The sequence below is a fragment of the Amycolatopsis tolypomycina genome (assembly GCF_900105945.1).
In the GTDB taxonomy this organism is placed as follows: domain Bacteria; phylum Actinomycetota; class Actinomycetes; order Mycobacteriales; family Pseudonocardiaceae; genus Amycolatopsis; species Amycolatopsis tolypomycina.
Genome location: NZ_FNSO01000004.1, coordinates 7,651,037 through 7,668,892, shown reverse-complemented (window position 1 = coordinate 7,668,892; position 17,856 = coordinate 7,651,037). Strand labels below are relative to the sequence as shown.

The following is a 17,856-nucleotide window of genomic DNA, read 5'->3' as shown; positions in this document are numbered from 1 at the left end:
TTTTTCTATGGTTTCGTGAAGAACCAGACAGCGTAGGCGCCGACGATCACGACGCCGAGCGCGAGCACGCCGAGACCCCCGAGCCAGGCGGTGCTCTTGTCGTCCGCTTCGAGCCCGACGACGATCGCGCCGATCCCGGTGAGCAGCACCCAGATGGCCACCGCCGCGGCGGTGTAGAGCACGATCCGGCCGGCTCGCACGCCACTGGTGTCGCCGCCGGACAGCACGGCGTAGGCGGCGAACGCGGTCAACCCCAGCCCGGCGATCAGGTACAGCCCGCCCAAGATCCCGACGACGACCTTGGGGGCGGTGTTTCCGTGATCCACGAGCGCGAACCCTAACCCCTCGAACGGGATTCGCGGTGTGATTTTGGTCCGGGCGGCCCAACGGCCACGGCCGAACGGCCCGGACGTCCCCTGGCGTCCGGGCCGTTCGTGCTCCGCCGCGTCCCCCGACGACGGCGTTCCCCCGAGCTTTCAGCGCACCCCCGGCCTCCGGCGGGCCCCGGCTCCCCCTGCGAGCCGGAGCCCGCCCGCGTTCAGGAGTCCTCTTCGGGCGTCAGAATCGCGGCGGCGACGTAGACCGGAATGGCGATCCCGACCGAAAGGAACACGGCGGCGACCATGCCGAGCCGCAGGACGGTGGCATCGACGCCGAGGTAATTGGCCCAGCCGCCGCAGACGCCGGTGAGCATCTTGTCGGTGCGGCTGCGGCGGAGCTTCTTGGTTTCCGGGGTGTACACGCTGTTCGTCATGGCTCAATGGTGTCTCCCGGGCACCCCCGCCCACATCGGGAACGGCCCGGACCCCGACCCTGAACTTGCCCTCGGGGTCAGGACAGCGCGCGCACCCGGCTCAGCCGGTCTGCCCACGCGGCCGCGACCTCGGGCGGCGCCGGGTACGCGTCCGTGGGTTCCGGCGCCTGCCGCGGCACCGGCAGGTGACCGTCCACAGGGGACAGTGAGTCCGCGCAGACGTCCCCTTTCAGCAACGAAATCGTGCCCAGTCCACAAGCGAACTCCAGCTCCGGGAGCGCCCCGGCCAGTGCCAGGCCCGCCGCCAGGCCCACGCTCGTCTCCACCGCCGACGAGACCACGCACGGCAGCCCGCACGCTTCGGCGACCTCCAGTGCACGCCGCACGCCGCCGAGCGGGGAGACCTTCAGGACCGCGATGTCCGCCGCGCCGGCGACCGCCACCTTCAGCGGGTCCTCCGCCCGGCGGATCGACTCGTCGGCGGCGATCCGGACGTCGACCCGGCGCCGCACCGCGGCCAGGTCCTCGATCGACGGGCAGGGCTGCTCCACGTACTCCAGCTCGCCCGCCGCCTTGTCGAGGTCCGCGATCGCGCGGACGGCCGTGTCGACGTCCCACGCCATGTTGGCGTCGACGCGGATCGCGCCGCCGGGGCCGAGCGCGTCGCGGACCGCCGCCACCCGCGCGCAGTCGTCGGCCAGGGAGACCCGCGGGTCGGCGACCTTGACCTTCGCCGTCCGGCAGCCGGCCGCGCGGACCAGCTCGTACGCCCGCTCCGGCGCCACGACCGGCACGGTCGTGTTCACCTCGACCCGGTCGCGGACCGGCGCGGGCCAGCCGGCTTCGGCCGCTTCGAGCGCCGCCCGCAGCCACGGCACGCTCTCGGCGTCGGAGTAGTCGGCGAACGGGCAGAACTCGCCCCAGCCCGCCGGGCCGCGCAGCAGCACGCCCTCACGGACGGTGATGCCGCGGAACCGGGTGCGCAGGGGGATCGCGTAGACCTTCATCGACGCCGATCATGCCACCGTGACGAGCCGGGCAAACAGGTGCCGAACTGTGGGTTTCCGGCAAGAATGACCCCGTGGTCCTCGATTTCCGCGTGCTGGGTCCGGCCGAGGTCACGGCCGACGGCCGCCCGGTACCGCTCGGGGGCAGCCGGCCGCTGATCGTGCTGGCCGGCCTGCTGCTGCGCGCGAACCGGGTCGTGCCGGTCGACGAGCTCGGCCGCTGGCTGTGGAACGACGACCTCCGCCGGTCGAAGGGCGCGCTCCAGACGTACGTGCTGCGCCTGCGCCGGGCCCTGGGCGACCAGGTCGCGATCCGCACCGAGAGCGGCGGCTACCTGATCGAGCTCGACGACGACCTGCTCGACCTGTCCCGGTTCCGCGCCCTCGCCACCCGCGGCAAGGCCGCGCTGGACCGCGGCGAAAGCCGGCAGGCGGCCGCGCACTTCGCCGGGGCGCTCGCGCAGTGGCGCGGGCCGGCGCTGCTGAACGTCGAGTCCGACGCGCTGCACTGCGACGAGGCCGGGCAGCTGGCCGAGGAACGGCTGCGCGTGCGCGAGCAGTGGGCGGACGCGCTGCTCGAAGTCGGCGAGTACGGCACCGTCGTCCCCGAGCTCGCCCGGCTGGTCAGGGAGAACCCGCTGCGGGAGCGGCTGCACGAGCAGCTGATGCTCGCGCTGTACCGGTCGGGCCGCCAAGCCGAGGCGCTGGAGGTGTACCGCCGGATCAGCGGGGTGCTGGCCGACGAGCTCGGGCTCGACCCCGGGCCGTCGCTGCAGCGCACCCGGCAGGCGATCCTCACCGGTGCCGACGGTGCGCCCACGCTGGCGCGCTACCGCCTCGGCGTCGAGCCGCAGGTGCCGCGCCAGCTGCCCGCCGACCTGCGCGCCTTCTCCGGGCGCGAGTGCGACCTCAAGGCGTTGCACGCGTTGCTGCCGGAGGCGCTCGACGCCGACACGTCGACGCCGATCGCGTCCGTCGAAGGCATGGGCGGCATCGGCAAGACGACACTGGCGGTGCACTTCGCGCACGAGGTCGCGGACCGGTTCCCCGGCGGACAGGTCCACCTCAACCTGCGCGGCTACGGCCCGGGCGAGCCGGTCGAGCCGTCGGCGGCGCTGGAGGCGATGCTCACCGCGCTCGGCGTGCCGTGCGAGGCGATCCCCGCCGACCTCGACGGCCGCGCGGCGAGCTGGCGGACGCACACGGCGGGGCGCCGGCTGCTGGTCGTGCTCGACAACGCCAACCGCACCGAGCAGGTGAGCCCGCTGCTGCCCGGGCCGGGCTGCCTGGTACTGGTCACCAGCCGCTGGCAGCTGCGCGCGCTGGTCGCGACGCACGGCGCGCGCCGGGTCGCGCTGGAGGAGCTCGGCGACGAGGACGCCGTCGCGCTGCTGGCGTCCACGATCGGCCACGACCGGGTCGCCCGCGATCCGGCGGCGGCCGGGCGGTTCGTGCGCTACTGCGGCGGGCTGCCGCTGGCGATCCGGATCCTCGCCGTGCGCGCGGCCCAGTTCCCCGAGCTGCCACTCGACGAGTTCGTCGACGCCCCCGACCTGCTGGGTTCGTTCGACCTCGCCGACGGCGAAGGCACCAACATCCGATCGGTGTTTTCCTACTCGTACCAGGCACTCCAGCCGTCGACGGCCCGGCTGCTGCGGCTGCTCGGGCTGCACACCGGGGTCGACTTCACCGCGCCGGCGGCGGCCGCGGTCGCCGGGCTGGACGTCGCGGCGACCCGCCCGATGCTCGAAACCCTGGCGGCGGCGCACCTGCTGGCCCAGCCGCGCCCGGGCCGCTACCAGTTCCACGACCTCATCCGGGCGTACGCCGCTTCGCAGGTGGAGTCGGCTTCGGAGTGCGACGCGGCATTGGACCGGTTGCTGGGCTGGTACCTGGCATCGGCGCTGAACGCCTCACGGCGGATGCGGCCGGAGCGCTACTACCGGCTGCTCGAGCTCGACGATCTCGAGGGCGGCCTCGCGTTTCCCGGGTACCACGACGCACTGGACTGGTTCGGCGAGGAGTCCGGCAACCTCATCGCGGCGGTCCACCTGGCGCGGCGCCGCGGCCGCGACGACGTCTGCTGGAAGCTCGCTTGGCTGCTGCAGAGCTACTTCGTGACGCGCTCGCGGCTCGACGACTGGCGGTCGGTGTTCGCGGTGGCGCTCGAAGCCGCCCGCGCGAGCGGCCACCGGCCGGGCGAGGCGGGGATCCTCAGCGGGCTCGGCGTCGTCAACGGCGTCGCCCGGCAGTACGCGGAGTCCCGCCGGTACCTGGAGCAGGTGCTGGCGATCCAGCGCGAGCTGGGGGCGCGCGAGGGCGAGGCGCGGGCGCAGTACAACCTGGCGATGGCGGCGCACAACCTCGAAGACTGCGCCTGGGCGTACGAGCACGGCGTGCAGGCGCTGGCGATCGTCCGCGAGCTGGGACTGGGGCACTTCGAGGCGAGCGTGCTGCGGGCACTGGGCGACATCTGCACGTCGATGGGCGATCACGAGCAGGCGTTGCGCCTGGCCGACGAGGCACTGGCGATCATCGGCCCCGACGGCTGTCCGGTCGACACGCGGTTCACGCAGCACACGCGCGGCCTGGCCCTGATCGGCCTCGGCCGGGTCGAGGAGGGCATCGCGTGCCTCCGCGACTCGGTGCGGATGTTCTTTTCGATGGGCGAGCAGTACGAGGCGGCGGACGTCCTGGCCCAGCTGGGCCAGGTCCAGCTGCGCCACGGCGACCCGGCGGCGGCCCGCGAGTGCTGGCTGCGGTCGGTGCGCCTGCTGACGGAGCTGGGTCACCCGGACGCGGACGACGTGCGCGCCAAGCTGGCGGCACTGGTCGTGGTGGGGGTGTGAGAACCCGGCGCCGGACGGCTCACGTGCCGACCCCCAGCGGCAGCACGCAAGCCGGTCCGGCCCGCGCGCCCACTCAAGCCGACGGCGCTCACTGTCCACTCACTGTCCGGTGCCCGGAGCCACGCCGAGCAGGTCGGCGAGGCATTCGGCGTTGCGCGGGGCCTCGACCTTGACGTCGTTGTCGAAGTAGACGTGCACGTCACGCCGCCCATCGTCGTGCCACGCCCGGATCTTGCGGGCCCACTTGCGGAGGACTTCGCCGCAGTAGCCGCTGACGTAGAGCTCTTCGTCGCCGTGCAGCCGGACGTAGGCGAAATCGGCGGTCTGGTCTTCGAGAAAGGGCCACTTCCCGGCGGTATCGGCGACGACGAGCGCGATGCGGTGCTCTTCGAGCAGCCGTTTGGCGGCGGGCTCGGCGAAGCTGGGATGCCGGACTTCGAGGGCGTGCCGCAGGGGCATCTTTTCGACGGCCTCGAGGTAAGGGATTGTGACCTTGTCATCGTGTTTCGCGGCGAGCTGGGCGGCCTCGGTGGTGGTGCGGGGAAGCAGGGCGAAGAAGTCCTCGAGCCGCGCGGGATCGAAGGCCAGCCGCGGCGGAAGTTGCCAGAGGAAGGGACCGAGTTTCGCGCCGAGGGCGAGGACACCGGAGGCGTAGAAGTTCGCGAGCGCGGTCTCGACACCGCGAAGCTGCTTCATGTGCGTGATGAAGCGGCCACCCTTGACGGCGAAGAGGAAGTCGGCGGGGGTCTCGTCGAACCACGCGCGGTACCGCTCCGGGCGTTGGAGGGAGTAGAAGGACCCGTTGATCTCGACGGCGTTCATCCGCCGCGAGAGGTATTCGAGCTCGCGCCGCTGGGGGAGCTTGGGTGGGTAGAAGACCCCGCGCCAGGGGGGATAGCGCCACCCGGAGGTCCCGATCCGGATCTCGGCGATCGCTCTCACCCGCCTTCCTGCTGTTGGATTCCCGGTGTTTTCGGGCACCAAACGCGGGTGGGACGGTTGGGCTGGGGGTTGGCTCTGTCTGTGGTTCGAGGGTTGTCCTCGCCGGACGGGCAGGCTCTGGGATGGCCTCCGGGGCGCTGTTCGGTCGGCTTGGGGTTTTGGTCGCTGGGTGGTCATCCCGTCGCCTGATCTGAGGCCTATCACTTTGAGCCAGGCCCGCAAGGTTGCGTTGTTTTCTTGCGTTGGGGTGGGGGTTGCGGGCCTGGCTCAAAGTGATTTTGACGGCCTCAGGCGACGGGATGACCGCCCAGCTCTTTGGGATGGCCTGCGGCCCCGGCGGCCCCTTCGGGCCTTCCGGCCCGCCGGGCCGCGGGCCGCCGGGCCGCGGGCCCGCCAGGCCCCGGACCGCGGGCCTCGGCCGCCTGTGCGGCCTCCCCGGGCCTCGGCCTTCCGGCAGGTCTGCCTGCTCGCCCCCGGCTGGCCCGCCGCACTCCGGCCTGCCTGCCATCTCGCCCCTGGGCCGCCGCCCCCGGCCCGGCTGCCAGCGCCCCCATGCCCGGCAGATCTGTCATGCCCAGGAAAACCGCCAGTGTCGTGACTGCACCAACCCCGACGCGTACTCCCGCAGGTTCCCCGGCTGGCCGGCGAACGTCGGCAAACTGAACGCCCGATGCTCCGCCGCCACCGTCAAGGCCCTTGCCTGGTTTCGGGGTGGTGCTGCCACCGAGAGCTCGATCGCGTCGAATCCCAGGACCACCAGTGTTGCCCCGAACCTGTCCTCCCAGCTGCGCAGCACCGCCGACAGCTCTGCCACCTGGTCCGTGTACTTGATCATCCCCGTCCAGCCCAGCAGGGCCGGGATGTCCGCCGGGCGCTCGGTCTGGACCAGGCCGAGCCTGTGGGGTGCTCGCGTCGCCAGGATCGAGCCCGTGTTGCCCGCCTCTGCCAACGGGTCCGACCTGCGGGGGCTGCGCTTGGCCAGGCCGGGGAACCGCGCGCCGAACGGGCGGAGGCAGGCGCCGTCGCAGCATGAGGTGTCCCACCAGCGGGACAGGGCTCCCGCCGGGTCGGCCGCCGCTACTCGGTGGCCTGCCGGGGCCAGCCTTCCTCGGTCGTCGATCCAGTCCTCGCCGTTTGCCGCGAAGCGCTGGTCGTGGGGGATCAGCACCGGCCAGAGCCCGGACCGCTCGAACTCCGCTACACAGCCCAGGTAGCGCTCGGGCCGGGTCAGGGGCAGGTCGGACACCCACAGCCGGCCGTGCCACGACCCCGGTGGGAGGGTCTGGACCGGCGGTGCGGGCGTACCGGGGCGGAGCGGTGCGATCGTCATGGACGTCCCCTCGAACTTGTGTTCGCTTCCTGCATCTCGAACAGTAGTTCGAGGGACTGACAATTTCCAGCGTTTTGGCCGCTCATCCGTTCGAGTGAATCCGCAAACTCGCAGGTCAGCGCGGTGCTGGTAAGCATGTGACACAAGATGTTGCTGAGGCTGCCCACTGCGCCGAAGGGGTGTCGCTGGTCGGCGGCAGGAACCGGCCGAACCGCATGGGCTCGACTCCCGCGACCCGGGTCCGTGAGTTTCTCGACGGGCTGCAGCGGGTGGCCGAAGGCGGCGCGGCCTTCGACCCCGAGGTGGTGCGGCGGCCGGCTCGGCCTGTCCTAGCCGACCGGCTACAGCCGCCGGGTGCTCGCCGTGCTGCGCTATCTCGGCTCGTGACTCGCCGCGGGCCAACACGATGATCCTCGAAGGGAGTGAGCGTGGTCGATCGGCAGGGGCGGTCCGAGCTGCACTACTGCGCGGTGGAGGGCGACGGCGCGCAGGCGCGGGCACTGCTCGCGGCGGGGCACGACCCCGACTTGAGCGACCGGGACGGCTTCACGCCGTTGCACTTCGCCGCCCAGCAGAACAACCTCGAGGTGGCCTCGGTGCTCCTGACTGCGGGGCCCGGGTCGATCCGGTCGACAGGGCGGTATACGCCTCCCAAGGCCGTGGCGACCTCATCGAGCTGCTCCGCCGGCACGGCGCGGACCCGCACCGGGCCAACACCTCCGGGCAGACGCCGGCCGGCCTGGCGCGGCTCATCGCGAACTACGACGTCCGGCAGTTCTTCGACGGAACCTGAACCCGCACCGCTCAGAGCGGCCGGAGCAGGTCGTCGGCGTCCACGATGTGGTACGCGTAGCCCTGCTCCGCGAGGAAGCGCTGCCGGTGCGCCGCGTACTCCGTGTCGACCGTGTCGCGCGAGACGATCGAATAGAAGTGCGCCTGGCGGCCGTCGCCCTTCGGGCGCAGCAGCCTGCCCAGGCGCTGGGCCTCCTCCTGGCGGGAGCCGAAGGTGCCCGAGATCTGGATCGCCACCGACGCCTCGGGCAGGTCGATCGAGAAGTTCGCCACCTTGGACACCACCAGCGTGCGGATCTCGCCGCGGCGGAACTTGTCGAACAGCTCTTCGCGCTCCTTGTTGCGCGTGGCGCCCTGGATCACCGGGGCGTCCAGCTCGTCGCCGAGCATCTCCAGCTGGTCGAGGTACGCGCCGATCACCAGCGTCGGCTCGCCGGCGTGCTTGGCCACGATCGACTTGATCACCGGGGTCTTCGTCAACGCCGTCGCCGCCAGCTTGTACCGCTCGTCGGCCTCGGCCGTGGCGTACTCGAGCCGCTCGGCGTCGGTCAGCGTCACGCGGACTTCGGTGCACTCCGCCGGGGCGATCCAGCCTTGTGCCTCGATGTCGCGCCACGGCACGTCGTAGCGCTTCGGGCCGATCAGCGAGAACACGTCGCCTTCGCGGCCGTCCTCGCGCACCAGCGTCGCGGTCAGGCCGAGCCGGCGCCGCGACTGCAGGTCCGCCGTCATCCGGAACACCGGGGCCGGCAGCAGGTGGACCTCGTCGTAGACGACCAGGCCCCAGTCGCGCGAGTCGAACAGCTCCAGGTGCTTGTACTCGCCCTTGGTCTTGCGGGTGATCACCTGGTAGGTGGCGATGGTGACCGGCCGGATCTCCTTCTTCTCCCCGGAGTACTCGCCGATCTCCTCCTCGGTCAGCGACGTCCGCGCGATCAGCTCGCGCTTCCACTGCCGCCCGGCCACCGTGTTCGTGACCAGGATCAACGTCGTCGCCGCCGCCTTGGCCATCGCCGCCGCGCCGACCATCGTCTTGCCCGCCCCGCACGGCAGCACGACGACACCCGAGCCGCCCGCCCAGAACGCCTCCGCGGCCTGGCGCTGGTAGTCGCGCAGCTGCCAGTCGTCCTCCTCCAGCGCGATCGGGTGCGCCTCGCCGTCGACGTACCCGGCCAGGTCCTCGGCCGGCCAGCCGACCTTCAGCAGCGCCTGCTTCAGCCGCCCGCGCTCGGACGGGTGCACGACGACGGTGTCGTCGTCGATCCGGGCGCCCAGCATCGGGCTGATCTTCTTGTTCCGGACGACCTCGGCCAGCACCGCGCGGTCGGTGGTCGACATGACGAGCCCGTGCGCCGGGTGGTTGGCGATCTGCAGCCGCCCGAACCGGCCCATGACGTCGACGACGTCGATCAGCAGCGGCTGCGGCACCGGGAAGCGCGAGTACGTCGTCAGCGCGTCGACGACCTGCTCGGCGTCGTGGCCCGCGGCGCGCGCGTTCCACAACGCGAGCGGCGTGATCCGGTAGGTGTGCACGTGCTCCGGCGCCCGTTCGAGCTCGGCGAACGGCGCGATGGCGATGCGCGCGTCATCGGCCTGGGGGTTGTCGACCTCCAGGAGCACGGTCTTGTCGGACTGGACGATCAGCGGGCCATCAGTCACAACTACTGTTATACGTGCCTCGCTCCGGTCCGCTCCGCTCGCGGGTCCGCCGGTGGGACGAGGTGCCGAGGGGATCACTGGAGGGCACGTTGACCACACCGCCGTTCGACGACAACCCGTTCCGCTCGCCGAGCTACGCGCAGCCCGCGCCGATGCCGCCGGAATCGGGGCAGCAGCCGGTTCCGCACTGGTTCACCACGAAGGTGAAAATCACCCTGGTCGCGTGCGTCGTCGCCGCGCTGGGCCTGGGCGCGCTCGGCGCGCTGGGCTTCTCCTGGGTCCTGCGCAGCGGGCCGCCGTCGGACGGCGACTGCCTGTACCTGTCCCGCGAGGGCGCCGGCAAGCTCGCCTACCACCGCGTCGGCTGCCGCGAGGCCGCCGCGATCTACCAGATCGACAACACCTACCGCGGTGCCATCGCGTGCGCCTCCGACGACTACGTGCGGTTCCGGCTCGCCTCCGGCCAGACGCTCTGCCTGGCCCTGAACGTCAGCACCGGCGACTGCCTCCGCGACGTCGAAGACGAGGCCACGATCGCCAAGGTGAGCTGCGCCGACCCGAGGGCGACGGAACGCGCCGAGGTCATCATCGGTTCCGGTGCCGCCGGCAGCAGCTGTACGGACGCCGACGACGTGCTGGTCTACCGCGGCCCGCCCGCGCGGGTGGTGTGCCTGACGCCGCCGGGCGAGAACATCTAGCCGAACCAGCGCCCCAGCTCGGCCGGGTCGACGGCGTACCCGTCCGGCCGCACGAGCAGCAGCCGGCCGCGGTACCCGGGGTCGGCGGTGGCCGCGCGGACGTGGTCGACCTGGCCGGTGAAGCCGGGCGGCACCGAATGGTCGCCGAGGTCGAGGAGCAGGCCGCGGCCGCCGTGCAGCAACGCCGAGAGCCGCGTGGGCCCGGACGCCGTCGTCAGGTCGAGGTCCGGGACCCGCCGCGCGCCCGGGTACTCCAGGCCGAGGCCGGACAGCAGCCCGCTGAAGTAGCGGTTGGCGTCCGGCAGCCGCATGAGGTCGACGACGATCTCGCGCAGCGCCTCGACGTTCTCGCCGCGGTTCGGCGCCGTGAACACGCGCTGGGCCGCCGTGTGCCGCAGGACGCGCTCGGCGGCCGGGTGGCGTTCGGCCTGGTAGGTGTCCAGCAACCCGGACGGCGCCGGGCCGCGGACCGTCGCGGCCAGCTTCCAACCCAGGTTCATCGCGTCCTGGACGCCCAGGTTGAGCCCCTGCCCGCCGAGCGGCGGGTGGATGTGCGCGGCGTCGCCGGCGAACAGCACCCGGCCGTGCCGGTACTGCGTCATCTGCCGCGTCGCGTCGTTGAACCGCGAAGCGCCGTACACCTCGCCCAGCCGCGTCTCGGCGCCGTACAGGGCCGTCAGCGCTTCGGTGACTTCGGTATCCGACACCGGTGCGTCGCGGCCCGGCTGCTTCGTCGTGGAGCCGAAGACGAACCGGTGGCCGCCGTCGCCGAGCGGGGTGAGCATCGACCAGTAGCCGTCGACCTGCCGGGTGACCTGGCTGAAGTGCGCCGCGCGGGCCGGGACCAGCGCGGACGCGGCCGCGAGCCGGATGTGCGCCAGCGTGGCGACGTAGGTCTCGGTGCGGCCGGGGAACGGCACCCCGAGCAGGCGCCGGACGGTGCTGTGCGCGCCGTCGCAGGCCACCAGCCAGCGCGCCCGCAGCCCGTCGACGGTCACGCCGTCCGCGTCGACGTCGACCGCGGTCACCTCGTGGCCGCGCTCGATGACCGCACCGAGCGCCAGCGCGTGCGTGGCCAGCATGGCCTCGACGTCGTCCTGCGCCCGGTTGAGCACGCGGGGGTGGCGGGTCTGCCAGACGCCGTGGTCGAGCGCGACCGGCAAGCCTGCGAAGTGGCCGCTCGGCCCGTCGATCTCCTGGTCGGCCGGGGCCAGGCCGCGCATGTCCAGCAGCTCGGCGGTCCGCGGCTGGAGCCCGACCGGCCGCGGCAGGCCCGGCCCGCGGCGGCGTTCGAGCACGGTCACGCCCACCCCGGCGAGGGCGAGTTCCGCGGCCAGCAGCAGGCCCGTGGGGCCGGCTCCGGCGATCAGGACGTCGGTCATCGTGCACTCCTCAAGTAGACTGAGTGCAAAAGTAGACCAGGTGCGAGTTTGTCGGTAGCTAATATCCGGGCTGCGCGGGGAGCAGGCCCTGGACGTCGAGGCGGTTCGCCAGCAGGCCCGAGTTGTGCATCAGGTCGGCGACGCGCTGCAGCCGGATGCCGTTGAGCGACGCCGGGTACGAGCCGAGGGAGATCAGCGCGGCCGTGGTCGCGTCGATGTCGGAGAACTTCGGCAGTGCGTCGCGCACGATCGCCGGGTCCGTCGCGCTCTGCTGGGCCGCGCCCAGCGCGGTGCGGAACGCCGCCAGCGTCCGGGGGTTGGCCTGCGCGAACGGCTTGGCCGCCGCGTAGCCGGACAGCGGGAAGTCGAGCGTCGAACCGCGGGCGCCGTCGGCCAGGATGTGCGCGCCCAGGTCCTTCTCGGCGCGGGTGATGTACGGCTCGATCATGAGCGCGGCGTCGGCGTTGCCCGCCTGCAGTGCCTGCGGCATCCGGTCGAACGGCACCGCCTGGAACTTGATCTTCGTTTCGTCGACGCCCGCGGTGCCCAGCACCGAACGCGCGACGAGCGCGCCGATGTCGTCGAGCATGTTCACCGCGATCTTGGGCGACCGCTTCGCCGTCGGCACGGTGTAGTCCGAGTCGGGCAGCGTGACCAGCGCCATCGTGTTCGGGCCGGACGTGTAGGCCTCGCCCTGCAGCTGCAACGCGGCGCCGCCGGCCGCGGCGCGGAACATCGCGATGTCGGAGGCGAACGTGACGTCGAGGTCGCCGGCGGCCAGCTTCGCCAGACCGTCTTCGGCGCCGAGCTCGACGAGCTGCACGGTCAGGCCGGCGGACCCGAACTTCCCGGCCGCGACGGCGATCCGCAGCGGGGCCGTGTCGATGGGGTTGCCCACACCGACGCGCAGGGTGGTCCGCTCCAGCGGCGGCGGGGCCGCGGGGGTGCCGGACGAGAACACGCTGCAGCCCGCGGTCGCCAGGAACGCCGCTACCAGCGGAATCAACGGTCCGCGTCTCATCATGAACCTTCACCTACCGCGAGAATCTGGTTCTCGTGCTGGATCGTATGGTCCGCGCCCCATACGATCGCGGGCAGGGCCGTATCGTGCCGGCGCGGCTTTCGGATCTTCATGGGGCGGGCTACCGTTCAGTAGGTTCGAGATGTCGTTCGATCCGCGGGTTCCCGCCCGCGGCGGAAAAGGAAACCAGGTGACCCGTCGCGACAAGCGTCCCCGCAAGGGCGGCGACGCGGCGGATCCACGTCCGGCGGGCGGCCGCTGGCGCCTGCGGAACTGGCGCCTTGGCACGAAGCTGTTCGCCGTCCTCCTCATCCCCGCGCTGGCCGTCATCGCGCTCGTCGGCCTCCGGATCAGCTCGGACCTGCGCGACGCCCGGCAGCTCGCCGAGTTCGCGACGCGCGGCCGCGTCGACAGCACGATCGCCGAAGCGTTGCACGAACTGCAGCGCGAGCGCGACCTCACCGTGCGGTTCGTCGCCCAGAACCGGCAGGGCGACACGACCGACCTCACCGCCCAGCGCAACCGCGTCGACCAGGCCATCGGCACGTTCGAGCGGACCCTCGCCGACAGCAGGCCGCGGCTCGACGCGCAGGCCGCGGAAAGCCTGCAGCAGACCGACGACCGGCTGCGCGTGCTCGGTGGCCTGCGGTTTTCCGCCGAGCACTCGGCGTTCCCCGCCGACGCCGTCCTGCGCTCCTACAGCGAGCTGATCTCCGGCCTGCTCGACATCAGCGACTCGGCCGCCGCCGACGTCGCCGACCCGGAACTCGCGCGGATGCGCCTGGCGGGCAACGCACTGGCCAGGATCAAGGACCAGATGTCGGTCAAGCGCGCGGTGATGGCCGAGGCGCTCGCGGCGGGCACCCTGAACCGCGACCGCACGCGCGCCCTGCTCGGCGCGGAGGCCGAACTGGCCGCCGCGCGCAGCGACTACCGCACCTTCGCCACCCCCGACCAGCAGCGGATGTTCGACGACACGGTGATCGGCCTGGTCGTCGACATCGGCAACGACATGGTCGAATCCGCGCTCACCCGCACCGAAAACGGCCAGAACCTCTCCGGCCTCGACCCGAACCAGTGGGACACCTCGGCGACGCACACGGTGAACCTCGCCCACCGGGTGCAGCAGGCGCTGCTGGTCCAGTTGCAGGAACGCACCGACAGCCTGGCGGCGCAAGCGCGCACGGCCGCGCTGTGGGACGGCGGTGTCGTCCTCGGCGTCCTGCTCGTCGCGGGCGTGCTGTCGGTGGTCATCGCGCGGTCCCTGTTGCGCCCCTTGCGGATCCTGCGCCGGACCGCGCTCGAAGTGGCCGAGCACCGGCTGCCCGCGGCGGTGCAGAACCTGCTCACGGATCCCGAGCCCGCGCCCGAGAACCTGCGGAAACGGCTCGCCGTCGCGCCCGTGCCGGTGTTCACCCGCGAAGAGCTCGGCCAGGTGGCGCGCGCGTTCGACGCGGTCCACGGCGAGGCCGTCCGGCTCGCGGGCGAACAGGCGATGCTGCGCGAGAACGTCAACGCGATGTTCGTCAACCTCTCGCAGCGCAGCCAGGACCTCGTCGAGCGGCAGCTTTCGGTGCTCGACCGGATGGAGGCCGACGAGCAGGACCCGGACACCCTCGCCGGGCTGTTCGAGCTCGACCACCTCGCGACGCGGATGCGGCGCAACAGTGAGAACCTGCTGGTCCTGTCCGGCAACGACTCGGTGCGGGAGGACGCCGGCCCGGTCTCGGCCGACGAGATCGTCGGCGCCGCGCTCTCGGAGGTCGAGCACTACCAGCGGATCGAGCTCGGCCCGGCCCCGCAGGTGGCGGTGCGCGGGGAGGCCGTCAACGACCTCGTGCACGTCATTTCGGAGCTGCTGGAGAACGCGACCCGCTACTCCGGCGAAGAGATGGTCACCGTGGCGAGCGCCGAAACCCACGACGGCGACTGGCAGATCGAGATCGTCGACCACGGCGCCGGCATGCCGCAGGCGGAGATCGACCGCACCAACTCCCGCCTCGCGCACCCGCCGGACGTCGACGTCGAGGTGTCGCGCCGGATGGGCCTGTTCGTCGTCGCGACACTGGCCACCCGCCACCACATCGACGTCAGCCTGAGCGCGGGCGCGGAATCCGGGCTGGTCGCGACGGTGCTGGTGCCGTCGGCGCTGATCGTCGAGCTGCCGCCGATGCCGGCCCCGCCCCCGCCCGCCGAGCCGGCGGCCGCCCCGGAACCGGAGCTGCTGGCGCCGCTCGCCTCGCTCACGCCGCCGGAGCCGGAACCCGAGCCGGAGCCGGAGGAGCTGACGCCGCCGTCGATCGAGGCCGGCCCGCCGCGCCGCGCCCCGGTGGTGGCCCGCGACCACACGCCGGAGTGGCCGACCGCCGACGACGAGGCCCACCTCGACCTCGACGCGCCGACCGAGCGGATGCCCGCCTACCGGGACGTGCTGTCCCGCTGGTTCGACGCCTCCGCCGCGCCCGAGCAATCGCGCAAGCCTGCGGAGCCGCGCCCGGTCGCCGAGGAACCACGCCCGGCCGACCCCCAGCCCCGCCACGCCCTCGCCCCACCCCCGCCGCCACTTTCACGTGAAAGTGGCGGTCCGGAAGCGCCACTTTCACGTGAAAGTGCCCTTCCGGTCCCCGTGGAGGCAACGCTTTCGCGTGAAAGCGGCGAGCTGCGCCCGGACGACGAAGACACCGAACCGCGGTTGACACCCGTTGCGCCGCCTGCCGCAATCGAGCCTGCGTACGAATGGCCTACCCCCGCTGAACTGGAGCAGGAGGACGGCGCGGAGGACACCTGGCCGTTTCTGCAGCCACTGGATTCCGCGGCCAGCCCGGGAGCGGTGCCGGAACAGCGGCCGATACTCTCTCTTTCCCCGGAAGCGGTGCGCGAGCGGATGACGAGCCTTCAAGGCGGCTTCCGGCGAGGGCGGCACGCGAGGGGAGACGACACCCGGAACCAGTGAAACGGATGAGGCATGAGCTCGAAGACGCCCCTGCTGGAAGTGATCGCGCTGGACGCGGCGGACGCCGAAAGCGCGCAGGCGGGCGGGGCCGACCGCCTCGAACTGGTTGCGGACATGGCGCAGGACGGCCTCACGCCGTCGGTCGAGACGCTGCGTGACGTGCTCTCGGCGACCGACCTCCCGGTGCGGGTCATGCTGCGGGACAACGGGTCCTTCGCCGTCGGCGACCTGGAAGGGCTGCGTGCCGACACCGGACGGCTGGTCGACGCGGGGGCGCGCGAGTTCGTCTTCGGCTTCCTCAACGTCGACAGCGAGATCGACGTCGACGCCTGCGAAGCGCTGATCAAGGAGATCGACGGCCTGTCCTGGACTTTCCACCGCGCCATCGACCGCACGCGTGACCCGGTGCGCGCGTACGACCGGCTCGGCGACCTCGGCTGCGACACCGTGCTCGCCGCGGGTCACCCGAACGGCGTGGCCAGTGGGCTTTCGGTGCTGCAGCGGCTCGCGCAGCGTGAAGGCGGGCCGGAGCTGCTCGTCGGCGGGGGACTGCGCGCGCAGCAGGTGCACCTCCTGCGGGCGGGCGGGGTGCGCGGTTTCCACGTCGGCAGCGCCGTCCGGCCCGGCGGCTGGCAGGCGCCGGTGGACGCGGGCACCGTGCGGAACTGGGTCGACCTCGTCAAATCCTGATCGAACTCCGCAATTTCGCGGAGAAACGGCGGGATAGAACGATTTCCACCGATGTTTCGCCTGCCGGTGGCATTCGTGAACCGCCGGGTGAAATTGCATCTGCCGCGTGCACCCGACGGCGCCGGAGTTGCGCGTGCGGCTGCACAGGCGATTCCGGCTTTAGACCTGGTTGGGGGCTGATTTCGAGGCGATCGGCTGGCTACGGTGGTCCCGCATTTCGCGATCCGGGCGATCTTCAGGTATCGATCTGCAGTGCGGGAGGCGGCGCCGTGTGCGCGCGTATTCAGTTCGAGAACTCGTTGCGTGGCCAGCACGAAGTCAGGACGTCGGCCATCAGGCGCATTTCCGTCGCCTGGGGCAGGCTGATTCCCCGCGGATATCGCCAGAGCGGGTCCGCGGCAAGCAGGAGGGCCGAATCGTGACCGGCGCGATACCGCGTCAACGCGGAACCGAAACCTCCGAAGACGAATTCGCGAAACTGGGGCTCGGCGGCTCCCTCGTCCTCACCGGCGTGCTGGCCGCCGTCAAGATCGCGGAAACCGCCACGGGTGTGGTGCTGACCGCCACCGGGGTCCTGCCCGGTGCCAGTCCCGCGAAGGAGCGGGCTCCGGCCTGGCCGGGAGGGGAATGAGCGGGGCTGCCCGATCGGCAGCTCTCTACGGACGGAGGGCTGCCATGACCGGCAGTGACGGACGGGATCGGAGCGGGGTGCACGTGGGTCTCGCCGACGTGCGCCGGCTCGAGGACACCGTGGCCCGGCTCCGGGCGCAGGACTACCGCTGTGGCGGCGGAGCTTGCGGTGACGCCGTCGCGGAGGCCTTGCCGCGCGCGCTGGAACTGCTGGGCGGCACGATGCGCGGGAAGGTCCGGCCGCGGCTGTGCACCGCCGTCGCCGACCTCTGCAACCTCGCCGGGTGGACGAGCTTCGACGACGACCGCCCGGAAGCCGCGCTGGAGGCGTTCGCGCAGGCGCTGTCGCTGGCCGTCGAAGCGGGCAACCACGACCTGCAGGCCAACATCCGGTACCGCGCCGGACGGCTGCTGCTGCACTACGACGCGGTCGACCCGGCGCTGACGGAGTTCGCGCGGGGCCGGGAGGCGGCCGGGCGGGCGCGTTCCCCGCTGGCGCAGGCGATCCTGTCGGCCAACCAGGCGTGGGCGTACGCCAAGAAGGCCGACGTCACCGCCGCGCTCGGCTGCCTGGGCCGCGCCCGCACCGAGTTCGCCGACGCCGCCGGCGCGGAGCCGTCGCCGTGGGCGGCGTTCTTCGGGGCCACCGACCTGGCGGCGATGATCGGCACGGTGCATGCGGAACTGGCGCAGGTCGTCGACGTCCGGCACGGCCGCGAAGGCATCCCGGCGCTCGTCGACGCGATCGACGGCTACGGCCCGGAAATGGCCCGCAGCCGCTCTCTGACGGTGATCTGGCTGGCCACCGTGCACGCGCTCGGCGGCGATCTCGACGTCGCCGCCGAAGCCGGGCGCGAGGCGATCGAACTGGCCGGCGTGCTGCGCTCGCCCCGCACCCGGCAGCGGCTGCGGACGCTGTCGGCGGCGGCCCGGCGGCACCGGCACGACGCGCGCGCCCGCGAGATCATCGAACGCATCGAAATGGCCGGGCAATCCGGACAATAATCGCCTGATCATGTGCAGGTAAACCTTTCGGAAAATGAAAATGGGATCCGCCGAACCTCAGACAAAAGTAGGTTCCTCGGCGTGATCACGGCTTCTTATGCTTCTCGGCAACCTGCGGCGAGCATTCCGCGCAGGCCCGGTCCC

The 17,856-nt window shown here is 72.1% G+C and carries 13 protein-coding genes and 1 pseudogene; 6 read left to right on the top strand and 8 right to left on the bottom strand.

The annotated features are described in order from the left end of the window. Positions 1-5: 5 nt before the first annotated feature. From BLW76_RS45045 to BLW76_RS45035, 3 genes are all read right to left on the bottom strand, one after another. Entirely contained in the window at positions 6-326 is a 321-nt protein-coding gene (locus BLW76_RS45045) for a hypothetical protein (protein ID WP_091318560.1), read from the bottom strand. Positions 327-538: 212 nt separating this feature from the next. Next, positions 539-754: a PspC domain-containing protein gene (locus BLW76_RS45040; RefSeq protein WP_091318559.1), complete on the bottom strand. Its 216-nt coding sequence runs from the start codon at positions 752-754 to the stop codon at positions 539-541. 77 nt (positions 755-831) lie between these two features. Beyond that, on the bottom strand, positions 832-1,761 hold the full coding sequence (locus BLW76_RS45035; RefSeq protein ID WP_091318557.1) for an o-succinylbenzoate synthase: 930 nt from the start codon (positions 1,759-1,761) through the stop codon (positions 832-834). A 74-nt stretch (positions 1,762-1,835) separates the two neighbouring features. Between BLW76_RS45035 and BLW76_RS45030 the strand changes: the two genes are divergently transcribed. Next, positions 1,836-4,610 (top strand): AfsR/SARP family transcriptional regulator, encoded by a 2,775-nt coding sequence (locus BLW76_RS45030; protein ID WP_091318556.1) that lies wholly within the window; start codon positions 1,836-1,838, stop codon positions 4,608-4,610. Positions 4,611-4,709: 99 nt separating this feature from the next. Here BLW76_RS45030 and BLW76_RS45025 read toward each other — a convergent pair whose 3' ends face one another. Both BLW76_RS45025 and BLW76_RS45020 read right to left on the bottom strand, forming a co-directional pair. Then, complete coding sequence (locus BLW76_RS45025; protein ID WP_091318554.1) at positions 4,710-5,552, bottom strand: DUF72 domain-containing protein; 843 nt, start codon at positions 5,550-5,552, stop codon at positions 4,710-4,712. Positions 5,553-6,120: 568 nt separating this feature from the next. Further along, complete coding sequence (locus BLW76_RS45020) at positions 6,121-6,882, bottom strand: DUF4253 domain-containing protein (protein ID WP_091318552.1); 762 nt, start codon at positions 6,880-6,882, stop codon at positions 6,121-6,123. Between the two features lie 422 nt (positions 6,883-7,304). On the opposite strand from BLW76_RS45020, the pseudogene BLW76_RS50890 reads away from it, so the two are divergent. Next, positions 7,305-7,487, top strand: a pseudogene (locus tag BLW76_RS50890) (ankyrin repeat domain-containing protein); the annotation flags it as partial. Positions 7,488-7,686: 199 nt separating this feature from the next. Here BLW76_RS50890 and BLW76_RS45010 read toward each other — a convergent pair. Beyond that, positions 7,687-9,333 carry a DNA repair helicase XPB gene (locus BLW76_RS45010; RefSeq protein WP_091318549.1) on the bottom strand — a complete coding sequence of 549 codons (1,647 nt, stop codon included), beginning with the start codon at positions 9,331-9,333 and terminating at the stop codon, positions 7,687-7,689. Between the two features lie 89 nt (positions 9,334-9,422). Between BLW76_RS45010 and BLW76_RS45005 the strand changes: the two genes are divergently transcribed. Continuing rightward, positions 9,423-10,031 carry a hypothetical protein gene (locus tag BLW76_RS45005; RefSeq protein WP_091318547.1) on the top strand — a complete coding sequence of 203 codons (609 nt, stop codon included), beginning with the start codon at positions 9,423-9,425 and terminating at the stop codon, positions 10,029-10,031. Here the strand turns inward: BLW76_RS45005 and BLW76_RS45000 are convergent. Together BLW76_RS45000 and BLW76_RS44995 are read right to left on the bottom strand one after the other, a co-directional pair. Continuing rightward, positions 10,028-11,413 (bottom strand): FAD-dependent oxidoreductase, encoded by a 1,386-nt coding sequence (locus tag BLW76_RS45000; RefSeq protein ID WP_091318546.1) that lies wholly within the window; start codon positions 11,411-11,413, stop codon positions 10,028-10,030. The genes BLW76_RS45005 and BLW76_RS45000 overlap by 4 nt on opposite strands. 58 nt (positions 11,414-11,471) lie before the next feature. Next, a complete protein-coding gene (locus BLW76_RS44995) occupies positions 11,472-12,437 on the bottom strand; it encodes an ABC transporter substrate-binding protein (RefSeq protein WP_091318544.1) in 966 nt (321 codons plus the stop codon). 187 nt (positions 12,438-12,624) lie between these two features. Here BLW76_RS44995 and BLW76_RS44990 point away from each other — a divergent pair, with 187 nt between their 5' ends. The 3 genes from BLW76_RS44990 to BLW76_RS44970 all read left to right on the top strand — a co-directional run bounded on the left by BLW76_RS44990 (position 12,625) and on the right by BLW76_RS44970 (position 17,712). Continuing rightward, entirely contained in the window at positions 12,625-15,387 is a 2,763-nt protein-coding gene (locus BLW76_RS44990) for a sensor histidine kinase (protein ID WP_208613505.1), read from the top strand. A gap of 12 nt (positions 15,388-15,399) precedes the next feature. Then, the gene (locus BLW76_RS44985; protein WP_091318541.1) at positions 15,400-16,077 is read left to right on the top strand and encodes a copper homeostasis protein CutC; all 678 of its coding nucleotides are present in this window, start codon (positions 15,400-15,402) and stop codon (positions 16,075-16,077) included. A gap of 378 nt (positions 16,078-16,455) precedes the next feature. Beyond that, positions 16,456-17,712, top strand: a complete 1,257-nt coding sequence (locus tag BLW76_RS44970; protein ID WP_482746703.1) for an NsdA family TPR-like regulatory protein — start codon at positions 16,456-16,458, stop codon at positions 17,710-17,712. The last annotated feature ends 144 nt before the right edge of the window (positions 17,713-17,856 follow it).

Bases quoted from the DNA above. Each gene is read 5' to 3' on its own strand.
- BLW76_RS45040 (WP_091318559.1), bottom strand. From the start codon at position 754: ATGACGAACAGCGTGTACACCCCGGAAACCAAGAAGCTCCGCCGCAGC.
- BLW76_RS45035 (WP_091318557.1), bottom strand. From the start codon at position 1,761: ATGAAGGTCTACGCGATCCCCCTGCGCACCCGGTTCCGCGGCATCACC.
- BLW76_RS45020 (WP_091318552.1), bottom strand. From the start codon at position 6,882: ATGACGATCGCACCGCTCCGCCCCGGTACGCCCGCACCGCCGGTCCAG.
- BLW76_RS45000 (WP_091318546.1), bottom strand. From the start codon at position 11,413: ATGACCGACGTCCTGATCGCCGGAGCCGGCCCCACGGGCCTGCTGCTG.
- BLW76_RS44995 (WP_091318544.1), bottom strand. From the start codon at position 12,437: ATGATGAGACGCGGACCGTTGATTCCGCTGGTAGCGGCGTTCCTGGCG.
- BLW76_RS44985 (WP_091318541.1), top strand. From the start codon at position 15,400: ATGAGCTCGAAGACGCCCCTGCTGGAAGTGATCGCGCTGGACGCGGCG.